Origin of the sequence: Streptomyces sp. NPDC047043, assembly GCF_040644055.1 — a bacterium.
In the GTDB taxonomy this organism is placed as follows: domain Bacteria; phylum Actinomycetota; class Actinomycetes; order Streptomycetales; family Streptomycetaceae; genus Streptomyces.
The window spans coordinates 110,657-128,372 of sequence record NZ_JBEYVO010000015.1 but is presented as its reverse complement, the minus strand read 5'-3'; the positions used below and the strand labels follow the sequence as shown (position 1 = coordinate 128,372).

Sequence of the window (17,716 nt, the reverse complement as noted above, 5' to 3'; positions counted from 1 at the left end):
GTGAACCGCATGAATGATGAGGACCCCGGGCTGTTCGGACCGTCCTCGGTGACCTGGCAGATGCACGGCGACCCCATGATGTGGGTCGCCGGCGTCCGCGCGCTCTATCTCCAGGCGCTGCATCCCCGGGCGGTGCGTGGCGTCATGCAGAACTCCGACTTCCGGCGGGACGCCTGGGGCCGGCTGATGCGTACCGCCAACTTCGTCGGCACCACGACGTACGGCACCACCGAGGCCGCCGAGCGGGCCGGCGCCCGCGTGCGGAAGATCCACAGCATGCTGTCGGCGACCGATCCCGGCACGGGGGAGCAGTACGGCGTCGACGAACCCGAGCTGCTGCTGTGGGTGCACTGCGCCGAGATCGACTCCTATCTGCAGGTCGCGCGCCGCTCCGGCTTCCGTCTCACCGACGCCGAGGCCGACCGCTACATCGGCGAACACCGCGTCAGCGCCCGCCTGGTGGGCCTGGACCCTGATGCCGTACCGGCCGACCAGCAGGAGATGGCCGCCTACTTCGAGAAGGTCCGCCCCGAACTCGTCGCCGGACCCGAGGCACGCGAAGTGGACGACTTCCTCCTCCGCCCCCCGACGCACTTCCTCCTCGTCCCGGCGCGCGAGGTGCTGTGGCGGCGCGTGGCACAACTGGCGTACGCCGCCCTGCCGCCGTACGCCCACGAGCTGTACGGCAGGCCGGCCCCGAAACCCGACACCGTCACCCTGCAACTGCGTGCCACAGGCAACCTGTTGCGCTGCATTCCCGCACGTGTCCGCTGGCAACTCCCGCCCAAACACATCCTCCGCGCCATGTCACGGCTCGGCCCCGGCTCCCGCCCGGCACCGTACAAACTCGGACGATAGCTCGCCATACTGGACGAGCCAGGGGTGGGCGGGCGAACAGTACGGGGGGCGATCGCAGAAGATGGGGGACAGCAGGCTGATCCAGGGCCGGTACCGGCTGCTCGATCTGATCGGGCGGGGCGGTATGGGCGAGGTGTGGCGGGCCCGCGACGAGTCCCTCGGCCGGCATGTCGCCGTGAAGTGCCTCAAGCCCCTCGGCCCGCACCACGACCAGTCCTTCACCCGGGTCCTGCGCGAGCGTTTCCGCCGCGAGGCCCGCGTGGCCGCCGCCCTGTCGCACCGCGGGGTGACCGTCGTCCACGACTTCGGCGAGTCCGACGGCATCCTCTACCTGGTGATGGAGCTCCTGGAGGGCCGCAACCTCTCCCAGCTCATGGAGGACAACAAGCACCACCCGCTGCCCGTCGGGGACGTCGTGGAGATCGCCGACCAGGTCGCCTCCGCCCTCGCCTACACCCACCAGCAGGGCATCGTGCACCGCGACCTGAAGCCGGCCAACATCATGCGGCTGACCGACGGCACGGTGAAGATCTGCGACTTCGGCATCGCCCGCCTCGGCCACGACATCGGCTTCACCTCCCGGCTGACCGGCACCGGCATCGCGATGGGCACCCCGCACTACATGTCCCCGGAGCAGATCGGCGGCAGCGAGGTCGACCAGCGCAGCGACCTCTACTCGCTGGGGTGCGTGCTGTACGAGATCGCCACCGGCGCCCCGCCCTTCGACCTCGACGACGCGTGGGCGATCCTCGTCGGCCACCGCGACACGCCGCCCCGGCCGCCGCGCACCCAGCGGGCCGAACTGCCCGAATACCTCGAGAAGATCATCCTGGACCTGCTGGCCAAGCGGCCCGAGCAACGTCCGCACGACGCCCGCGAGTTGGGCCGCCGTATCAGCCTGGGCCGTACGACGCCGACGTATGTGCCGACCGTGGTGACCCCACAGCCGGTGCTCCGGCGGCCGGAGCAGCCCGACTCCCGCGAGGCCCGCCTGCCGTCCTGGACCCGCGGCATGACCACCGGCCACAAGGCCACCGGCGCCGGCCTCAGCACCACACCCCCGGACGCCGGGGCAGGCCTGACCGGCGAGTGGATCCCGCGCCCCGCGAACGGACGCGCCGAGGAGCCCGCACCCGAGCAGCCCTCCGCCCCCTCCCCGGAGACCCTCACCGCCCTCGCCGGACGGCACAACGCCGGACTCAGCCTCGGCCGGCTGGGCCGCTGGCCGGAGGCCGGCGAGGTGCACCGCGCGGTCGCCGCCGAACGCGCCCACCTTCTCGGCCCCGACCACCCCGACACCCTCGCCAGCCGCTACGAGGTCGCCTTCACCCTCAGCCGCACGGGCCGCGCCGCCGACGCGCTGCAGGAGTACAAGTTCGTGGCCGCCGCCAGAACCCGCGCCCTGGGCGCCGACCACCCCGACACGCTCGCCGCCCGTCAGGAAATGGCGTACGTGCTGGGCCAGTTGGGCCGCCACTTCGACGCCCACCAGGTGTACACGTCCGTGCTCGCCGCCCGGGAGCGCGGCATGGGCCCCGATCACCCGGACACCCTGCGCTGCCGCCACAACCTCGCCTTCAACCTCAGCAGGCTGGGCCGCCTGGAGGACTCGTACCGCATGGCCTGCGACGTGGCCGCCGCCCGCGCCCGTGTGCTCGGCGCCGACCACCCCGACACCCTGGTCACCCGCTACGAAGTCGCCTACGCGCTCGGCCAGTTGGGCCGCTGGCCCGAGGCCCTGCAGACCTACCACGAGGTCGCCGAGGCCCGCGCCCAGGCCCTCGGCCCCGACCACGCCGACACCCTCGCCGCCCGCTACGAGGTCGGCATCAGCCTCGGCCGTCTCGGCCGCAGCGCCGAGGCACTCACCCTCTACCGCGACCTCATCGACGACCGCACCCGCGTCCAGGGCCCCACCCACCCCGAGACCCTCCGCGCCCGCCACGGCCTCGGCGTCAACCTCGGCCGCCTGGGCCGCTGGGAGGAGGCCCTCGCCGAGTCCCGCGACGTGTGCGCCATCCGCGAGCGCGTTCTGGGCCCCGACCACCCCGACACTCTCGTCAGCCGCCGCGAGGTCGCCGTCGGCCTCGGCTGGCTCGGCCGCTGGCCCGACGCCCTGGCCGAGTACCGTCGCGTGGCCGCCGCCCGTGAGCGGGTCCTGGGCCCCGACCACCCCGACACCCTCGCCAGCCGCAACGACGAGGCCCACTGTCTGGAACAACTCGGCCGCGGCGCCGAGGCCGTCGAGCTCTACCGCCGGGTGGCGGTGCTGCGGCAGCAGCGGGCGTCGGGCGGGCGGTGACGTACGGGGCTACGGCTTGCCGTCATCCACTGAGGGAGCGGGAAGACCGGGACCGCGGACGGCGTCCAGCACCGCCTGTCCCTGACTGTCGACGGACTTCGTGAACAGCTGCTGGGAGTAGCCGAAGACGACGGCCCAGGCGATGATCTGAGCGGTCGAGTCGAGCGCACTGAGCCCCGGGATGAACCCACCGCGCATCAGCAGCAGTCCGAGCACCGCGGTGAGCGCGCCGGTCGGCAGCTTCAGCAGCGCAAGCACGACCGGCACGTTGTACGGCAGCGACGTTCCCCTGATCCGCCGCAGTGCCGCCGCGGACGCGATCCCCGCGGACACCACGCCGACGATCTCGACGACGAGATAGTCACCCTCACGGGCGGTTCGGGCGATGAACTCGGTTGACGGCATGGTCTTGCCAGCGGGGCGCGCCCGTGTCGGGCAGACGACCTGGAAGGTGTTGTGCACCTCCGGTGTGAAGCAGAGCGGGACCATCTCCTGCCACAGATACCCGGCGATCGCGAGGCCCACCGCCGCGACGGTCAGACACACCGACACCACCATGACGATGCGTACGAAGCTCCGCACCCGCAGGGTCTCCTTGCGCAGCAGCCGCCGGGCCAGGCTGACCGTCTCGGCGAGGAAGGCGCGGTCGCTGGGTGCGAGCTTGGAGTTGTGGGGATCGTCGAGCTTGCCGGCGATCTCCGTGATGCGCTCGCGGCGTGGATCGGTGGATGTGAAGTGCTCGTCGACGAGGGCCACCATCTGCGGAAGCAGCGCCTTGACGTCGTCCAGCGACGCCAGCCACACCATGAGGTTCAGCGCGGCATCGACGTGCGACTGGGCGACGCCCGTGTGCGACGCGCCCCTCATCATGGGATGGGCTTCGTGCTCGAGGGTCTTCGTGGCCGCTTCGAGTTCCGCGCGTGCCTTCTCCGCGTAGTACGGGGCCAGGGCGCTGCGTTCACTGTCCTCGAGCGCTCGCGTTTCGAGGGCATGGAGGACGGCGTCCAGTTCTGCGATCCTCGCAAGCAGGAGTTCCTTCTGTTCCCAGTGCCCACGCTCCTTCCGAGAGGCCCAGAACGGCATCTTCCGTCCGAGGCCGCTCGCCCATGATCCCGTCCTTTTCCCGTTCATTCCGCGTCTCCTCGCCCACACGTGCCACCGAACCAGGCATGCAGAGATGAGGTTCGGCGTGCGCACGGGACGACTTGACGGTGCCTCGCCCAAGTGGAGGGAGGAACTCACTGCAGAAGCGTTCTCTCGCCAAGGTGGATCACCCCGTGTTACGAAGAACCATGCCTGCACACGAGGGACCTGCGACGCACCGCACCTACGACGCCGTCATCGTCGGCGGCGGACACAACGGACTGGTCGCCGCCGCCTACCTGGCCCGGGCCGGACGCTCCGTACTGGTGCTGGAGCGGCTGGACCACACCGGGGGTGCCGCCGTCTCCACCCGGCCGTTCGCCGGCGTCGACGCGCGGCTGTCGCGCTACTCGTACCTGGTCAGCCTGCTGCCGAAGAAGATCGTGCGGGACCTCGGCCTCGACTTCAGGATCCGCGCGCGCACCATCTCCTCGTACACCCCCGTGGAGCGCGACGGCCGGTCCACCGGACTCCTGGTGGGCGGCGGCGAGGCGCGCACCCGGGAGGCGTTCGCCCGGCTCACCGGCTCCGACCGTGAGTACGAGGCCTGGCAGCGCCTCTACGGCATGACCGGCCGCGTCGCCGAGCGGGTCTTCCCGACGCTCACCGAGCCGCTGCCCGCGCGCGAGGAACTGCGCCGCCGCATCGACGACGAGGAGGCCTGGCGCACCCTGTTCGAGGACCCGATCGGCGTCGCGATCGAGGACCGCTTCACCGACGACCTCGTCCGGGGCGTCGTCCTCACCGACGCCCTCATCGGCACCTTCGCCGACGCCCACGACCCCTCGCTGCGCCAGAACCGCTGCTTCCTCTACCACGTGATCGGTGGCGGCACCGGGGCCTGGGACGTCCCCGTCGGCGGCATGGGCGCGCTGACCGACGCCCTGGCCACCGCGGCCCGCGACGCGGGCGCCGTCATCGCCACCGGCCACGAGGCCGTACGCATCGACACGGACGGCCGAACCGCCGAGATCACCTACCGCACCCCCGACGGCGAGGGCGTGGCCGCCGCCCGGCACGTCCTCGTGGGCGCCTCCCCCCAGGCACTGGCCGAGCTGACCGGCGACGCACCGCCCGCTCCCGCCGAGGGCGCCCAGCTCAAGGTGAACATGCTGCTCAAGCGGCTGCCGAAGCTGCGTGACAGCTCCGTCGACCCGCGCGAGGCGTTCTCCGGCACCTTCCACATCGCCGAGGGCTACGACCAACTCGCCGCCGCCCACGCCCAGGCCACCGCCGGTGAACTCCCTGCGGCACCGCCCTCGGAGATCTACTGCCACTCCCTCACCGACCCGACGATCCTCGGCCCGGACCTGGTCGAACAGGGCTACCAGACACTGACGTTGTTCGGCCTGCACACCCCGGCCCGGCTCTTCGAACGGGACAACGACGCCGTACGGGAGGAGCTGTTGAAGTCGACGCTCGCCCAACTCGACGCCCACCTCGCCGAACCCCTTGCCGACTGCCTGGCCGTCGATGCCGACGGCCTGCCCTGCATCGAGGCCAGGACCCCGCTCGACCTGGAACGCGACCTGCGCCTGCCCGGCGGCAACATCTTCCACCGCGAACTCGCCTGGCCCTACGCCCAGGACGACACCGGCCGTTGGGGCGTGGAGACCCGGCACGCGAACGTGCTGCTGTGCGGGGCGGGCGCCGTGCGCGGCGGGGGAGTGAGCGGGGTGCCGGGGCACAACGCGGCGATGGCGGTACTGGGGGCGACGGGCGAGTGACCGACTCGGCGCGGGACTTCTACGACTCGCTCGCCGCCGACTACCACCGCATCTTCCCGGACTGGGAAGCGAGCACGACCCGCCAGGCCGCGGCACTGGACGGCCTCCCCGCCGCCGACTCGGCGCCGGGCCGCACACGTTGCTGGACTGCGCCTGCGGCATCGGCACCCAGGCGATCGGCCTCGCGCGCGCCGGACACCGGGTCGTCGGCAGCGATCTGAGCCCCGTGGCCGCCGCCCTGGCCGCGGCCGAAGCCGCGGCCCGCGGGATCGATCTTCCGGCCGTGGCAGCAGACATGCGTCAACTCCCCTACCGGGCGGGCGAGTTCGACGCCGTTGTCTGCGCCGACAACTCGCTCGCGCACCTGTTGACCGTGCAGGACGTGGCGGCCGCCCTCCGCGCCGTGCGCCGGGTGCTGAGGGACGACGGGCTGCTCCTGCTCACGCTCCGGGACTACGACGAACTCCGCCGGACCCGCCCAGCGGCCGCGCCTCCCCAGGTGTCGCACGGCGCCGACGGCCGCTCGATCACCTTCCAGCTGTGGCACTGGCACGACGAGAGCGAACGCTATGACCAGGAGTACTTCCAGCTCCTGCCCGACGGGGAGGGCTGGGAGGTGCGGGTGCGCCGTACGACGTCCTGGGCGCTGACCCGGAGCGAGGTCACCGACGCGGCGGCCGCGGCCTGCTTCACCGACCTCGCCTGGCATACCCCGGACACCAGCGGCTTCTACCAGCCAGTGCTGACAGCGAGAGCGGGCTAGGGATGCTTCCCTTTCGACCCACTGGTGATCATCCGGTGTGAGTGACATCTCGTTGTACGCAAACGGCCGATCTGCCTAGCCTGCGGGGGTCCGTCCCGGGTGGCCTCCGCCGCCGGAACGCCCAGACCTGCGGCGACGGGGACAGCGGTCCGTTCACGACAGCTCCCCTCGCAGGCTCCGTCGAGGAAGCCCCCACCATGCACCTTTCCATGTCTCCTGCCCGGCTGGGCGTGGCCGGCGCGGCCGCCGCGGCGCTGCTCCTGCCGCTCGCCGGCCAGGCCTCCGCCGCCCCCTCCGTCACCCAGGACAGCCTGACCCCGACCACGATGACCGCGGGCGTCGCCGCCTCGGCCAGGCTGACCGTGCACTCGTCCAGCTGCTTCACGGCCAAGACCCTCGGCGTCGGCGTCCGGGACGCGGCCGGCAACAACCTGGACTTCCCGGGCAACGCCTCGAATGTCCGAATATGCCCGAGCGGTGTGAAGTTCACCAGCGGCTCGCGCACGCTGCCGGCCGGAACGTACACGATCTTCGGCTTCTGGCAGGAGTCCGGCGGAGCCTGGCACAACCTGCCGTCGAAGAAGCTGACCGTCGGCGCGGCCCCGTCCACCGCGACCCCGACGCCGACCAGCGGCTCGCCCATATCCGGCCAGTCCCTGACCTGGTCGGACGACTTCTCGAGCAGCATCGCCTGGGGCTCCAAGTGGGTCGGCGACACCAGCTCGTCCTACCGCTACGGCGACCACAACCCGGACGACAACAAGCTCGACTGGCTGGACCAGAGCAAGGTCACGACCTCGGGCGGCATCGCCACCTTCACCGCCCAGCCCTCCTCGCACACCCTGGAGAACGGCAAGCAGGCGTGGGCCACCGGTCTGCTCACCACCGAGGGCTCCAGCGGCGGCTTCCAGGTCAAGACCGGCGACTACGCCGAGACCCGGGTCAAGCCGCCCTCCGGCAGCGGCGCCTGGCCGGCCCTGTGGACCTGGAAGGACGGCAACGGCGAGATCGACTCCTTCGAGTACCACCCGGACAACCCGAACCTGCTGGAGCTGACCAACCACGTCACCTCCGGCTCCGACTACTACACCGACTCCGGCGCGATAGCCCCCGGCCAGTGGGTCACCATCGGCACCCACTACGGCGCGGGCTCGGTGGACTGGTACGTCAACGGCAAGAAGGTCTACTCCGACGGTCACGGCGTGGGCAGCGACTTCTCCGCGTATCTGATCCTCAACCTGTCGGTCTGCGCCGGCCAGTACCACCCGGCGCCCAGCGGTTCGACGCCGCTCACCATGCAGGCGGACTACGTGAGGGTGTACCGCTGATCAGCTGACGGACAGTGTGAACGGCGTGCGGTCGTTCCCCGGAGTGCAGTCGTCGTCGCTGACCACCTGGACGTGCCCCTCGGCCTTCGTGCCGGGGGGTACGTCGGCGCCCACCCGCACCGGAACCAGCGCGGTCGCCGTCCGCAACGGCGGCAGCCCGGCCCCGAAGGTGCACCGCACCACGCGGCCGGCCGCGCCGGCCCGGCAGTCCTCCGGGAAGTACGGCCCCTCGGCGGTGAACCCCTGCGGCAGGTCCACGACCACGGTGAACGGCGAGGCGGTCCGGTCCGGCCCCTGGTTGGACACGAAGGCGTGCACCACGGTACGGCCGCCGGGCGGCGCGGCGTCCGGGTCGAGCCGGACCACCTGCAGATCCGAGTCCGAGGGCGCGGCCGCCAGGCCGGTCGTACACATCACCGCCAGGCCCGCCGTGAGCGCGGTCGCCACCCTTCCGACCATCCGACGCCTCCCACTCTGCGTGTATCGATCGCTGCTCACGGTAGTGGGGTGGTGGGGGATTCGCAGGTCAGCGCCCGTGGACGGCGGGGCCCAATGGGCTGAAGGCCGGGGCTAATCGGCCGACGGTGCCCACCCTGCCGCCACGATCCGGGCCGAGTCCGCCGGTCGCGCCTCGTTGAACAGGACGTCACCGTCGGCCGTCTCGACGCGCAGTCCGTCGACGTACGCGCCCCGGCCCACGTACAGCTTGTCGGTTGTGTACCGCCAGCGCAGAGCCAGCTCCGCGTGCGCCGGGAGCGTGGCCGTCACCCGGTGCCAGACCCGGCCCGACCAGCCGGTGACCGAGCCGAACGGGTGCTCCTGCGGGTCCTCGCCCCGGCGCACGGTCGTGAACGGCACGGGCTGCCAGGTAGTGCCGCCGTCCGTCGTGGCCTCCAGGACCAGAACGTCCGACTGGGGTTCGGTGTCCCACCACAGGGCGGCGCGAAGCCGTGCGTCCTCGGGCGTCGTGTCGAGCGCAGGGAGCGTGAGCGTGGCGGTCGCGGCGCTCGCCATGCCGGAGAACCATGCCGTACGACCATGGGCGGGACGGACGGGCACGGCACGCGCCAGGTTGTTTCCGGCCGCGACCCGAGGAGCCGAGCCGGATCGCCAACTGCGCACCGGATGAACCGAGTTGCCGAGCACGACGAGAAAGGAGTCGGTCGTCGGATCCAGGACGAGCGAGGTTCCGGTGAAGCCGGTGTGCCCCGCGGTGCGCGGGGTGGCCATCGCGCCCATGTACCAGGGCTGGTAGAGCTCGAAGCCGAGGCCGTGTTCGTCGCCCGGGAACGCGGTGTTGAAGTCGGTGAACATCAACTCCACCGACTCCGGCCGCAGGATGCGCGCCCGGCCGTAGCGGCCGCCGTTGAGCAGTGTCCGGCCCAGCACCGCCAGGTCCCACGCGCAGGAGAACACCCCGGCGTGCCCGGCGACTCCGCCGAGACTGAAGGCGTTCTCGTCGTGCACCTCGCCCCACACAAGCCCCCGGTCCAGGCCGGACCAGGGCTTGCGGGCGTCCTCTGTGGCCGCGATCTTCGGCTTCCAGGAGGCGGGCGGGTTGTAGCGGGTGCGGTCCAGGCCGAGCGGTGCGGTGATCTCGTCGTGGAGGAGGGCGTCCAGCGGCTGGCCGGTGATCCTCTCCAGTACCAGTTGCAGCGAGATCAGGTTCAGGTCGGAGTAGAGGTACGTGGTGCCGGGCGGGTTGATCGGCGTCTGGTCGAAGACGAGTTGGAGCTTTTCGTCGTACGTCGATGCGTTGTACAGCGGGATCCAGGCGCGGAATCCCGAGGTGTGGGTGAGGAGCTGACGGATCGTGATGTCCTGCTTGCCCGCCTTCCCGAACTCCGGGACGTACGAGGCGACCCTGCCCTGCAGCTCCAGCGCGCCCCGCTCCATCTGCTGCACGGCCAGCAGCGAGGTGAACAGCTTGGACACCGAGGCCAGGTCGAAGACGGTGTCCTCGGCCATCGCGATCTGCCGGTCGGCGGGGAACTCGACGCCGGTGTCGGTCTTCTCGTCGTACGCCTGATAGCGCACCGCCATGCCGATGGGCCGGTGCAGTGCGACGGTGCCGCCGCGTCCGGCGAGCAGCACGGCGCCCGCGTACCAGGGGTGCTTGGGAGAGGGGCCGAGGAACGCCTCGGCGTCCGTGACCAGTTGACTCAGGTGGGCCGGGAGCAGGCCGGCGCGTTCCGGGGAGCCGTGGTGCAGGGCGGGGTGCCCGGATCCGGACGCGGCCTGTGCCGCCGGGCCGGCCGGGAACGGGGCGATGGCCAGGGCGCCGCCCAAGGCCAGGGCTCTTCGGGCCAGTTGACGTCGGGAGAGTCCGAGCCCGCTTGCTGCGTCATCGGTCACGCGAGAAACACTCGTGTCGGCTGTGGGTCATGTCAACAAGGCATCCCGCCCAATAAATCTGACGGTGTATCAGAAAAGCTCTTCCGTCGACCGGAGGACTGCGGCATTCTGCGCCCATGCAGACGGAGCTGAGCAAGAAACTGGGAGTCGAGCACGCCATTTTCGGCTTCACGCCGTTCCCCGCCGTCGCAGCGGCCATCAGCCGGGCCGGCGGCTTCGGAGTGCTCGGCGCGGTCCGCTACACCGCCCCCGACGACCTCAAGCGCGACCTCGACTGGGTGGAGGCGCACGTCGACGGAATGCCGTACGGCCTCGATGTCGTCATGCCGGCCAAGAAGGTCGAAGGTGTCTCCGAGGCCGATGTCGAGGCGATGATCCCCGAGGGACACCGGCAGTTCGTGAAGGACACCCTCGCCAAGTACGGGGTTCCGGAGCTGGCCGAGGGCGAGGCGTCCGGGTGGCGCATCACCGGGTGGATGGAGCAGGTCGCCCGCAACCAGCTCGACGTCGCCTTCGACTATCCGATCCGGCTGCTCGCCAACGCCCTCGGTTCCCCGCCCGCCGACGTGGTGGCCCGCGCCCACGAGCGGAACGTGCTGGTCGCCGCGCTCGCGGGCAGCGCCCGGCACGCCGTCAAGCACATGGAGGGCGGCATCGACATCGTCGTCGCCCAGGGCTACGAGGCCGGCGGCCACACCGGTGAGATCGCCTCCATGGTGCTCACCCCCGAGGTCGTGGAGGCCGTCGACCCGCTGCCCGTGCTCGCCGCCGGCGGCATCGGCAGCGGACAGCAGGTGGCCGCCGCGCTCGCCCTCGGTGCGCAGGGTGTGTGGCTGGGCTCCCTGTGGCTGACGTGCACCGAGGCCGACATGTCCTCGCCCGCAGTGACGCGGAAACTGCTCGCCGCCGGTTCCGGCGACACCGTCCGCTCCCGCGCCCTGACCGGCAAACCCGCACGCCAGCTCCGCACCGAGTGGACCGACGCCTGGGACGACCCGGCCGGACCCGGCACCCTGCCCATGCCCCTGCAGGGCCTGCTCGTCGCCGAAGCCGTCTCACGCATCCAGAAGTACGAGGTCGAACCCCTGCTCGGCACGCCCGTCGGCCAGATCGTCGGCCGGATGACCAGCGAACGCAGCGTCCAGGCCGTCTTCGACGACCTCACGCGCGGCTTCGAGCAGGCCGTCGACCGCATCAACCGCATCGCCGGAAGGAGCGGCAAGTGACGAGCACGCCCCCCGCCGGATTCTGGGCCCAGGCCGGCACCGACCCCGACCGCACGGTGCTGATCGCCCCCGACGGCGAGCAGTGGAGCGCCCAACGCCTGCACGCCGCCACCAACCGCCTCGTGCACGGACTGCGCGCCGCGGGCATGCAGCGCGGCGACGCCTTCGCCGTCGTCCTGCCCAACGGCATCGAGTTCTTCACCGCCTATCTGGCCGCCACCCAGGCCGGGTTCTACCTCGTCCCCATCAACCACCATTTCGTCGGCCCGGAGATCGGCTGGATCGTCGCCGACTCGGGCTCGAAGGTGCTCATCGCCCACGAACGCTTCGCCGCGCCCGCCCGCCACGCCGCCGACGAGGCGGGCCTCCCCGCGACCCACCGGTACGCGGTCGGCGAGGTCGAGGGCTTCCGGCCGTACGCCGAACTCCTCGACGGACAACCGGAGTCGGCGCCCCCGGACCGCGAGCTCGGCTGGGTCATGAACTACACCTCGGGCACCACCGGCCGCCCGCGCGGCATCCGCCGCCCGCTGCCCGGCAAGCGGCCCGAGGAGGCCTACCTCGGCGGCTTCCTCGGCATCTTCGGCATCAAGCCCTACGGCGACAACGTCCACCTGGTCTGCTCGCCGCTGTACCACACGGCCGTGCTCCAATTCGCGGGCGCGTCGCTGCACATCGGCCACCGCCTGGTCCTGATGGACAAGTGGACACCGGAGGAGATGCTCCGGCTGATCGACCGTGAGAAGTGCACCCACACCCACATGGTCCCGACCCAGTTCCACCGGCTGCTGGCACTCCCGGAGGACGTCCGGCGCTCCTACGACGTCTCGTCCATGCGGCATGCCATCCATGGCGCCGCCCCCTGCCCCGACCACGTGAAGCGGGCGATGATCGACTGGTGGGGCGAGAGCGTGGAGGAGTACTACGCGGCCAGCGAGGGCGGCGGCGCCTTCGCCACGGCCGAGGACTGGCTGAAGAAGCCCGGCACCGTCGGCAAAGCCTGGCCCATCAGCGAACTCGCGGTCTTCGACGACGACGGCAACCGGCTGCCCGCCGGTGAACTCGGCACCGTCTACATGAAGATGAACACCGGCGGCTTCGCCTACCACAAGGACGAGGCCAAGACGAAGAAGAACCGCATCGGCGACTTCTTCACCGTCGGCGACCTCGGCTACCTCGACGAGGACGGCTACCTCTTCCTGCGCGACCGCAAGATCGACATGATCATCTCGGGCGGCGTCAACATCTACCCCGCCGAGATCGAGTCGACCCTGCTCGCCCACCCCGCCGTCGCCGACGCGGCCGTCTTCGGCATCCCGCACGACGACTGGGGCGAGGAGGTCAAGGCGGTCGTCGAACCGGCCCCCGGTCACGAGCCGGGCCCCACCCTGGCCACCTCGATCCTCGACCACTGCACCGACCAACTCGCCGGCTACAAGCGGCCCAAGAGCGTCGACTTCATCGCCGAGATGCCGCGTGATCCCAACGGGAAGCTCTACAAGCGGCGGCTGCGGGATCCCTACTGGGAGGGGCGCACGCGGCCGGTGTGACCCGGGTGCGTCGGATCACGATGCGGCCACAGGCCACAGTGGACGGTGGCCGGAACGAACGTGCCCCAGGGCCGGTGCGTCACAGGAACGGCACCGCGTTCGCCGTATCCGTCGGCCCTTGGGGGATCCATGCGCAGGCACACCGCTCAGGTCGTCAAACTGCTGGCCGCACTCGCCCTGTGCACCGCCGGAAGCGGACTCGCCGTCGGCTGCGGCAGTGAGCAGGCCGACAGGCGCAGCGACGACTCGGTGCGGACCTCGCAGGCCCGCGCCCGTGAGGTCGCCGACGCCTGGCACGGCTCCGAGGCCGCACGGGTGTGGGCGACGGGCTACCACCCCATGGGGGAGGTGATCGAGCTGCCGGAGGGCGCCTTCCACACCGACGCCGACAAACGCGCCTACACCACCCAGAACTTCGTCCTCCGCGGCACCCTCCCCACCAGCCCGGAGAAGACCGGCCGGGTGAAGTGGGAGAGCGGCGGATCGCTCGCTCTGCCGTTGATGACCGCACGCGAGGCCTACGACACCATGGCCCGCGGCGGCAACGACGGACCGCACCTCACCGTCACCGACGCGAAGCTCGGCGAGACGACGCTGGACACCAGCCGCGGCCCGGCGACCGTCCCGGCCTGGCTGTTCACGCTCGAGGGCTACGACACCCCGCTCAAGCGGGTGGCCCTGAGCCCGTCACGGCTGCCCAAGGCGCCGATCGAACCGGCGGCGGAGGTGCCCAGCGACGAACTGTGGCCGGTCGAACGGCTGGTGGAGGTGACCGACGGCGGCAGGTCCGTCACCGTGATCGCCTCGCACGGCGCCTGCGACGACGGTCCCGCCGTGGACGTCCTGGAGACGGACGACAGCGTCGTGCTGTCCGTCTCGATCGTCGGTACCAAGGACGGTTCCTGCACCAGCCAACTGCTCGGCGAGAAGAGGGCGGTGAAACTGGACCGGCCGTTGGGCGACCGTATCCTCCTGGACGCGTTCACGGGCCGCCCGCTACCGGTCAAGCAGGGCCAGGCGTGGTGAAAGGACGCCCGTCCCGCGCACCCTGCGCAGGACGGGGCCGTCAGCCGGTCAGCGGTGCTCGCCGACCCGAATGATCGTGGCTGTAGAGGTGGTGAGCAGGGCTGACGCCCCGACGACGAGTCGTCTCAGGCGGGTGCGCAAGGGTGCCTCCCAACATCATTGAGGGAAGGAGCGGTTGAGCGTGCCTACAGGTGTGACCCTCCCGGGTGCTTGACCCGCCCCGACGGCGGACCGAGGATCATGAGTCATGACGCAGGGACACGGCAGCACGGTTGACGGGGTGCTGCGGCGCAGCGCCCGGCGCACCCCGGCGAGGGTCGCGGTGGAGTACGGCGAGCGCAGGTGGACGTACGAGGAACTGGACGAGGCCGTCTCCCGCGCGGCGAGCGTCCTGCTGGGTCTGGGCCTCGCCCCCGGCGACCGGGTCGGCGCCTACGGCCACAACTCGGACGCATATCTCATCGGCTTCCTGGCGTGCGCCCGCGCGGGCCTCGTCCATGTGCCGGTCAACCAGAACCTCACCGGTGACGACCTCGCGTACATCGTCGGCCAGTCCGGCAGCTCCCTGGTCCTCGCCGATCCCGACCTGACCGCTCAACTCGCCGACGACGTCCGTACGTTGCCCCTGCGCGACGCCGACGACTCGCTGCTGGCCCGGCTGGCGGCGGCGCCCGCGTACGACGGCCCCGAGCCGCGCACCGAGGACTTGGTGCAGCTGCTGTACACATCCGGTACGACGGCCCTGCCCAAGGGCGCGATGATGACCCACCGCGCCTTGGTGCACGAGTACCTGAGCGCGATCACCGCCCTCGACCTCAGCGCGGGCGACCGCCCCGTGCACTCCCTCCCGCTGTACCACTCGGCACAGATGCACGTGTTCCTGCTGCCGTACCTCGCGGTCGGCGCGACGAACATCATCCTCGACGCACCGGACGGCGACCGGCTCTTCGACCTGATCGAGGCCGGCCGCGTGGACAGCCTGTTCGCCCCGCCGACTGTCTGGATCGGCCTGTCCAACCGCCCCGACTTCGCCGGCCGCGACCTCGGCGGACTGCGCAAGGCGTACTACGGCGCCTCGATCATGCCGGTGCCGGTCCTGGAGCGGCTGCGCGAGCGCCTCCCGAAGCTGGCGTTCTACAACTGCTTCGGCCAGAGCGAGATCGGCCCCCTCGCCACCGTACTGGCGCCCGACGAGCACAAGGGCCGCATGGACTCCTGCGGCCGCCCCGTCCTGTTCGTCGACGCCCGCGTGGTCGACGAGGACGGCAAGGACGTCCCCGACGGCACACCCGGCGAAATCGTCTACAAGTCCCCGCAGCTGTGCGAGGGCTACTGGGACAAGCCCGAGGAGACCGCAGACGCCTTCCGCGACGGCTGGTTCCACTCCGGCGACCTCGCGGTGCGCGACGCCCACGGCTACTACACGATCGTCGACCGGGTGAAGGACGTCATCAACTCCGGTGGCGTACTGGTCGCTTCACGCCAGGTCGAGGACGCCCTGTACACGCACCAGGCGGTCGCCGAGGTCGCCGTGATCGGGCTCCCCGACGAGCGCTGGATCGAGGCCGTCACCGCGGTCGTCGTCCCGCGCGGCGAGGTCACCGAGGAGCAACTCATCGACCACGCCCGCGAGAAGCTCGCCCACTTCAAGGCACCCAAGCGGGTCGTGTTCGTGGACGAGCTGCCGCGCAACGCCAGCGGGAAGATCCTCAAGCGGGAGCTCAGGGACCGGTTCTCCGAGTGACTAGCGCGAGCGCAGATCCACGATCCGCCGGATCTTGCCCACCGACCGCTCCAGCGACTCCGGTTCGACGATCTCCACCGCCACCGAGACACCGATGCCGTCCTTCACGGCCGCCGTGATCGCCCGCGCGGCGGCCTCCCGCACCTCGGGACCGGCGTCGGGACGGGCCTCGGCCCGCACGGTGAGGGCGTCCAGGCGCCCCTCGCGGGTGAGGCGGAGCTGGAAGTGCGGCGCCACGCCGGGCGTGCGCAGCACGATCTCCTCGATCTGCGTGGGGAAGAGGTTGACGCCCCGCAGGATCACCATGTCGTCGCTGCGCCCGGTGACCTTCTCCATCCGCCGGAACACGCGCGCCGTACCCGGCAGCAGGCGCGTCAGGTCGCGCGTCCGGTACCGGACGACGGGCATCGCCTCCTTCGTCAGCGAGGTGAAGACGAGTTCGCCCTCCTCGCCGTCCGGCAGCACCTCGCCGGTGATCGGGTCGACGACCTCCGGGAAGAAGTGGTCCTCCCAGATGTGCAGCCCGTCCTTGGTCTCCACGCACTCCTGGGCCACGCCCGGGCCGATCACCTCCGACAGCCCGTATATGTCGACCGCGTCGATCGCGAACCGCTCCTCGATCTCCCGGCGCATCTGCTCGGTCCACGGTTCGGCACCGAACACACCCACCCGCAGCGACGTGGAGCGCGGATCGACACCCTGCCGCTCGAACTCGTCGAGGATGGTGAGCATGTACGACGGGGTCACCATGATGATCTGTGGCTCGAGGTCCTGGATCAGCTGCACTTGACGGGCCGTCATGCCGCCGGACGCGGGGATGACCGTACAGCCGAGTCGTTCGGCACCGTAGTGCGCGCCGAGCCCACCGGTGAACAGCCCGTATCCGTACGCCACATGGACCTTGTCGCCGGGCCGGCCGCCCGCCGCGCGGATCGATCGGGCCACCATGTCGGCCCACAGGGACAGGTCGTTGTCCGTGTAGCCGACGACCGTGGGGCGTCCGGTGGTGCCGCTCGAGGCGTGGATACGGCGGATGCGGTCCTGCGGCACGGCGAACATCCCGTACGGGTAGTTCTCGCGCAGGTCCGCCTTCGTGGTGAACGGGAAACGGGCCAGATCGGCCAGTGACCGGCAGTCGTCCGGGCGGACACCGGCCTTGTCGAAGGACTCCCGGTAGAAGGGCACGTGCTCGTACGCATGCCGCAGCGAGGCCCGCAACCGCTCCAGCTGAAGCGCCCGCAGTGCCTCGGCGTCGAGCCGCTCCCCGGGGTCCAGCAGGTCCGTAGCATCCGCCATGGGGACTTCTCCCTAACCAACCGCATCAATCCGGGCGACCGATCATTCGGTCGACGTGTTCGGGATCAGTAATTCAGGCCGCCTCGGCGCAGGCAAGTGGTCTGCCCTCATTTTCTCACTGTGGAAGAGAGGCTGCGTGAGCTCGGCCGGGCGATCGAGGGGGGGGTGAGGAACTGCTGCGCAGCGGCGAGCAGGCGACGGCGGAATCGGCGATCACCGCGTGGGACCGGGCCACCGGTCGGCTTGGAGGAGTCCGCGTGGGAAGCCGGGCGTAGCCGACATCGCGCGCGAGCATCTCGTCGAGATCGTGCTGAGGTGCTGGAATCCGGCCCGGAGCAGGACCACGGCCTGACGCTCTTCACCGTGAACGTGGCCCACCCGCGCGCCTCCGGTCTGAT

12 protein-coding genes and 1 pseudogene are annotated in these 17,716 nt (G+C 71.0%); 9 read left to right on the top strand and 4 right to left on the bottom strand.

Annotated elements, in window-relative coordinates; translation table 11 throughout:
* Window positions 1–9: 9 nt before the first annotated feature.
* Together ABZ880_RS24275 and ABZ880_RS24270 are read left to right on the top strand one after the other, a co-directional pair.
* Complete coding sequence (locus tag ABZ880_RS24275) at window positions 10–858, top strand: oxygenase MpaB family protein (RefSeq protein WP_361266450.1); 849 nt, start codon at window positions 10–12, stop codon at window positions 856–858.
* Between the two features lie 61 nt (window positions 859–919).
* Complete coding sequence (locus ABZ880_RS24270; protein ID WP_361266448.1) at window positions 920–3,160, top strand: serine/threonine-protein kinase; 2,241 nt, start codon at window positions 920–922, stop codon at window positions 3,158–3,160.
* A 9-nt stretch (window positions 3,161–3,169) separates the two neighbouring features.
* Here ABZ880_RS24270 and ABZ880_RS24265 read toward each other — a convergent pair whose 3' ends face one another.
* Window positions 3,170–4,291: a hypothetical protein gene (locus tag ABZ880_RS24265; RefSeq protein WP_361266446.1), complete on the bottom strand. Its 1,122-nt coding sequence runs from the start codon at window positions 4,289–4,291 to the stop codon at window positions 3,170–3,172.
* A 161-nt stretch (window positions 4,292–4,452) separates the two neighbouring features.
* Here ABZ880_RS24265 and ABZ880_RS24260 point away from each other — a divergent pair, with 161 nt between their 5' ends.
* From ABZ880_RS24260 to ABZ880_RS24250, 3 genes and pseudogenes are all read left to right on the top strand, one after another.
* On the top strand, window positions 4,453–6,030 hold the full coding sequence (locus ABZ880_RS24260) for an NAD(P)/FAD-dependent oxidoreductase (RefSeq protein WP_361266444.1): 1,578 nt from the start codon (window positions 4,453–4,455) through the stop codon (window positions 6,028–6,030).
* Window positions 6,027–6,793, top strand: a pseudogene (locus ABZ880_RS24255) (class I SAM-dependent methyltransferase). Before ABZ880_RS24260 ends, ABZ880_RS24255 begins: the two are co-directional and overlap by 4 nt.
* 209 nt (window positions 6,794–7,002) lie before the next feature.
* On the top strand, window positions 7,003–8,121 hold the full coding sequence (locus ABZ880_RS24250; protein ID WP_361266442.1) for a hypothetical protein: 1,119 nt from the start codon (window positions 7,003–7,005) through the stop codon (window positions 8,119–8,121).
* Here ABZ880_RS24250 and ABZ880_RS24245 read toward each other — a convergent pair whose 3' ends face one another.
* The gene (locus tag ABZ880_RS24245) at window positions 8,122–8,568 is read right to left on the bottom strand and encodes a hypothetical protein (protein ID WP_361266440.1); all 447 of its coding nucleotides are present in this window, start codon (window positions 8,566–8,568) and stop codon (window positions 8,122–8,124) included. It abuts the gene before it with no gap.
* A gap of 123 nt (window positions 8,569–8,691) precedes the next feature.
* Window positions 8,692–10,476, bottom strand: coding sequence for a serine hydrolase (locus tag ABZ880_RS24240; protein WP_361266438.1), 1,785 nt, complete (start codon window positions 10,474–10,476; stop codon window positions 8,692–8,694).
* Window positions 10,477–10,592: 116 nt separating this feature from the next.
* On the opposite strand from ABZ880_RS24240, the gene ABZ880_RS24235 reads away from it, so the two are divergent.
* From ABZ880_RS24235 to ABZ880_RS24220, 4 genes are all read left to right on the top strand, one after another.
* Complete coding sequence (locus ABZ880_RS24235) at window positions 10,593–11,702, top strand: nitronate monooxygenase family protein (protein ID WP_361266436.1); 1,110 nt, start codon at window positions 10,593–10,595, stop codon at window positions 11,700–11,702.
* Window positions 11,699–13,252, top strand: a complete 1,554-nt coding sequence (locus ABZ880_RS24230; RefSeq protein WP_361266434.1) for an acyl-CoA synthetase — start codon at window positions 11,699–11,701, stop codon at window positions 13,250–13,252. Before ABZ880_RS24235 ends, ABZ880_RS24230 begins: the two co-directional genes overlap by 4 nt.
* Window positions 13,253–13,381: 129 nt before the next feature.
* Window positions 13,382–14,278, top strand: coding sequence for a hypothetical protein (locus tag ABZ880_RS24225; protein WP_361266433.1), 897 nt, complete (start codon window positions 13,382–13,384; stop codon window positions 14,276–14,278).
* Between the two features lie 247 nt (window positions 14,279–14,525).
* The gene (locus tag ABZ880_RS24220) at window positions 14,526–16,022 is read left to right on the top strand and encodes an acyl-CoA synthetase (protein WP_361266431.1); all 1,497 of its coding nucleotides are present in this window, start codon (window positions 14,526–14,528) and stop codon (window positions 16,020–16,022) included.
* Here the strand turns inward: ABZ880_RS24220 and paaK are convergent, their stop codons facing one another.
* Complete coding sequence (gene paaK, locus ABZ880_RS24215; RefSeq protein ID WP_361266429.1) at window positions 16,023–17,318, bottom strand: phenylacetate--CoA ligase PaaK; 1,296 nt, start codon at window positions 17,316–17,318, stop codon at window positions 16,023–16,025. It abuts the gene before it with no gap.
* Between the last annotated feature and the right edge of the window lie 398 nt (window positions 17,319–17,716).

Bases quoted from the DNA above. Each gene is read 5' to 3' on its own strand.
- ABZ880_RS24275 (WP_361266450.1), top strand. From the start codon at position 10: ATGAATGATGAGGACCCCGGGCTGTTCGGACCGTCCTCGGTGACCTGG.
- ABZ880_RS24270 (WP_361266448.1), top strand. From the start codon at position 920: ATGGGGGACAGCAGGCTGATCCAGGGCCGGTACCGGCTGCTCGATCTG.
- ABZ880_RS24265 (WP_361266446.1), bottom strand. From the start codon at position 4,291: ATGAACGGGAAAAGGACGGGATCATGGGCGAGCGGCCTCGGACGGAAG.
- ABZ880_RS24260 (WP_361266444.1), top strand. From the start codon at position 4,453: ATGCCTGCACACGAGGGACCTGCGACGCACCGCACCTACGACGCCGTC.
- ABZ880_RS24250 (WP_361266442.1), top strand. From the start codon at position 7,003: ATGTCTCCTGCCCGGCTGGGCGTGGCCGGCGCGGCCGCCGCGGCGCTG.
- ABZ880_RS24235 (WP_361266436.1), top strand. From the start codon at position 10,593: ATGCAGACGGAGCTGAGCAAGAAACTGGGAGTCGAGCACGCCATTTTC.
- ABZ880_RS24225 (WP_361266433.1), top strand. From the start codon at position 13,382: ATGCGCAGGCACACCGCTCAGGTCGTCAAACTGCTGGCCGCACTCGCC.
- ABZ880_RS24220 (WP_361266431.1), top strand. From the start codon at position 14,526: ATGACGCAGGGACACGGCAGCACGGTTGACGGGGTGCTGCGGCGCAGC.
- paaK (WP_361266429.1), bottom strand. From the start codon at position 17,318: ATGGCGGATGCTACGGACCTGCTGGACCCCGGGGAGCGGCTCGACGCC.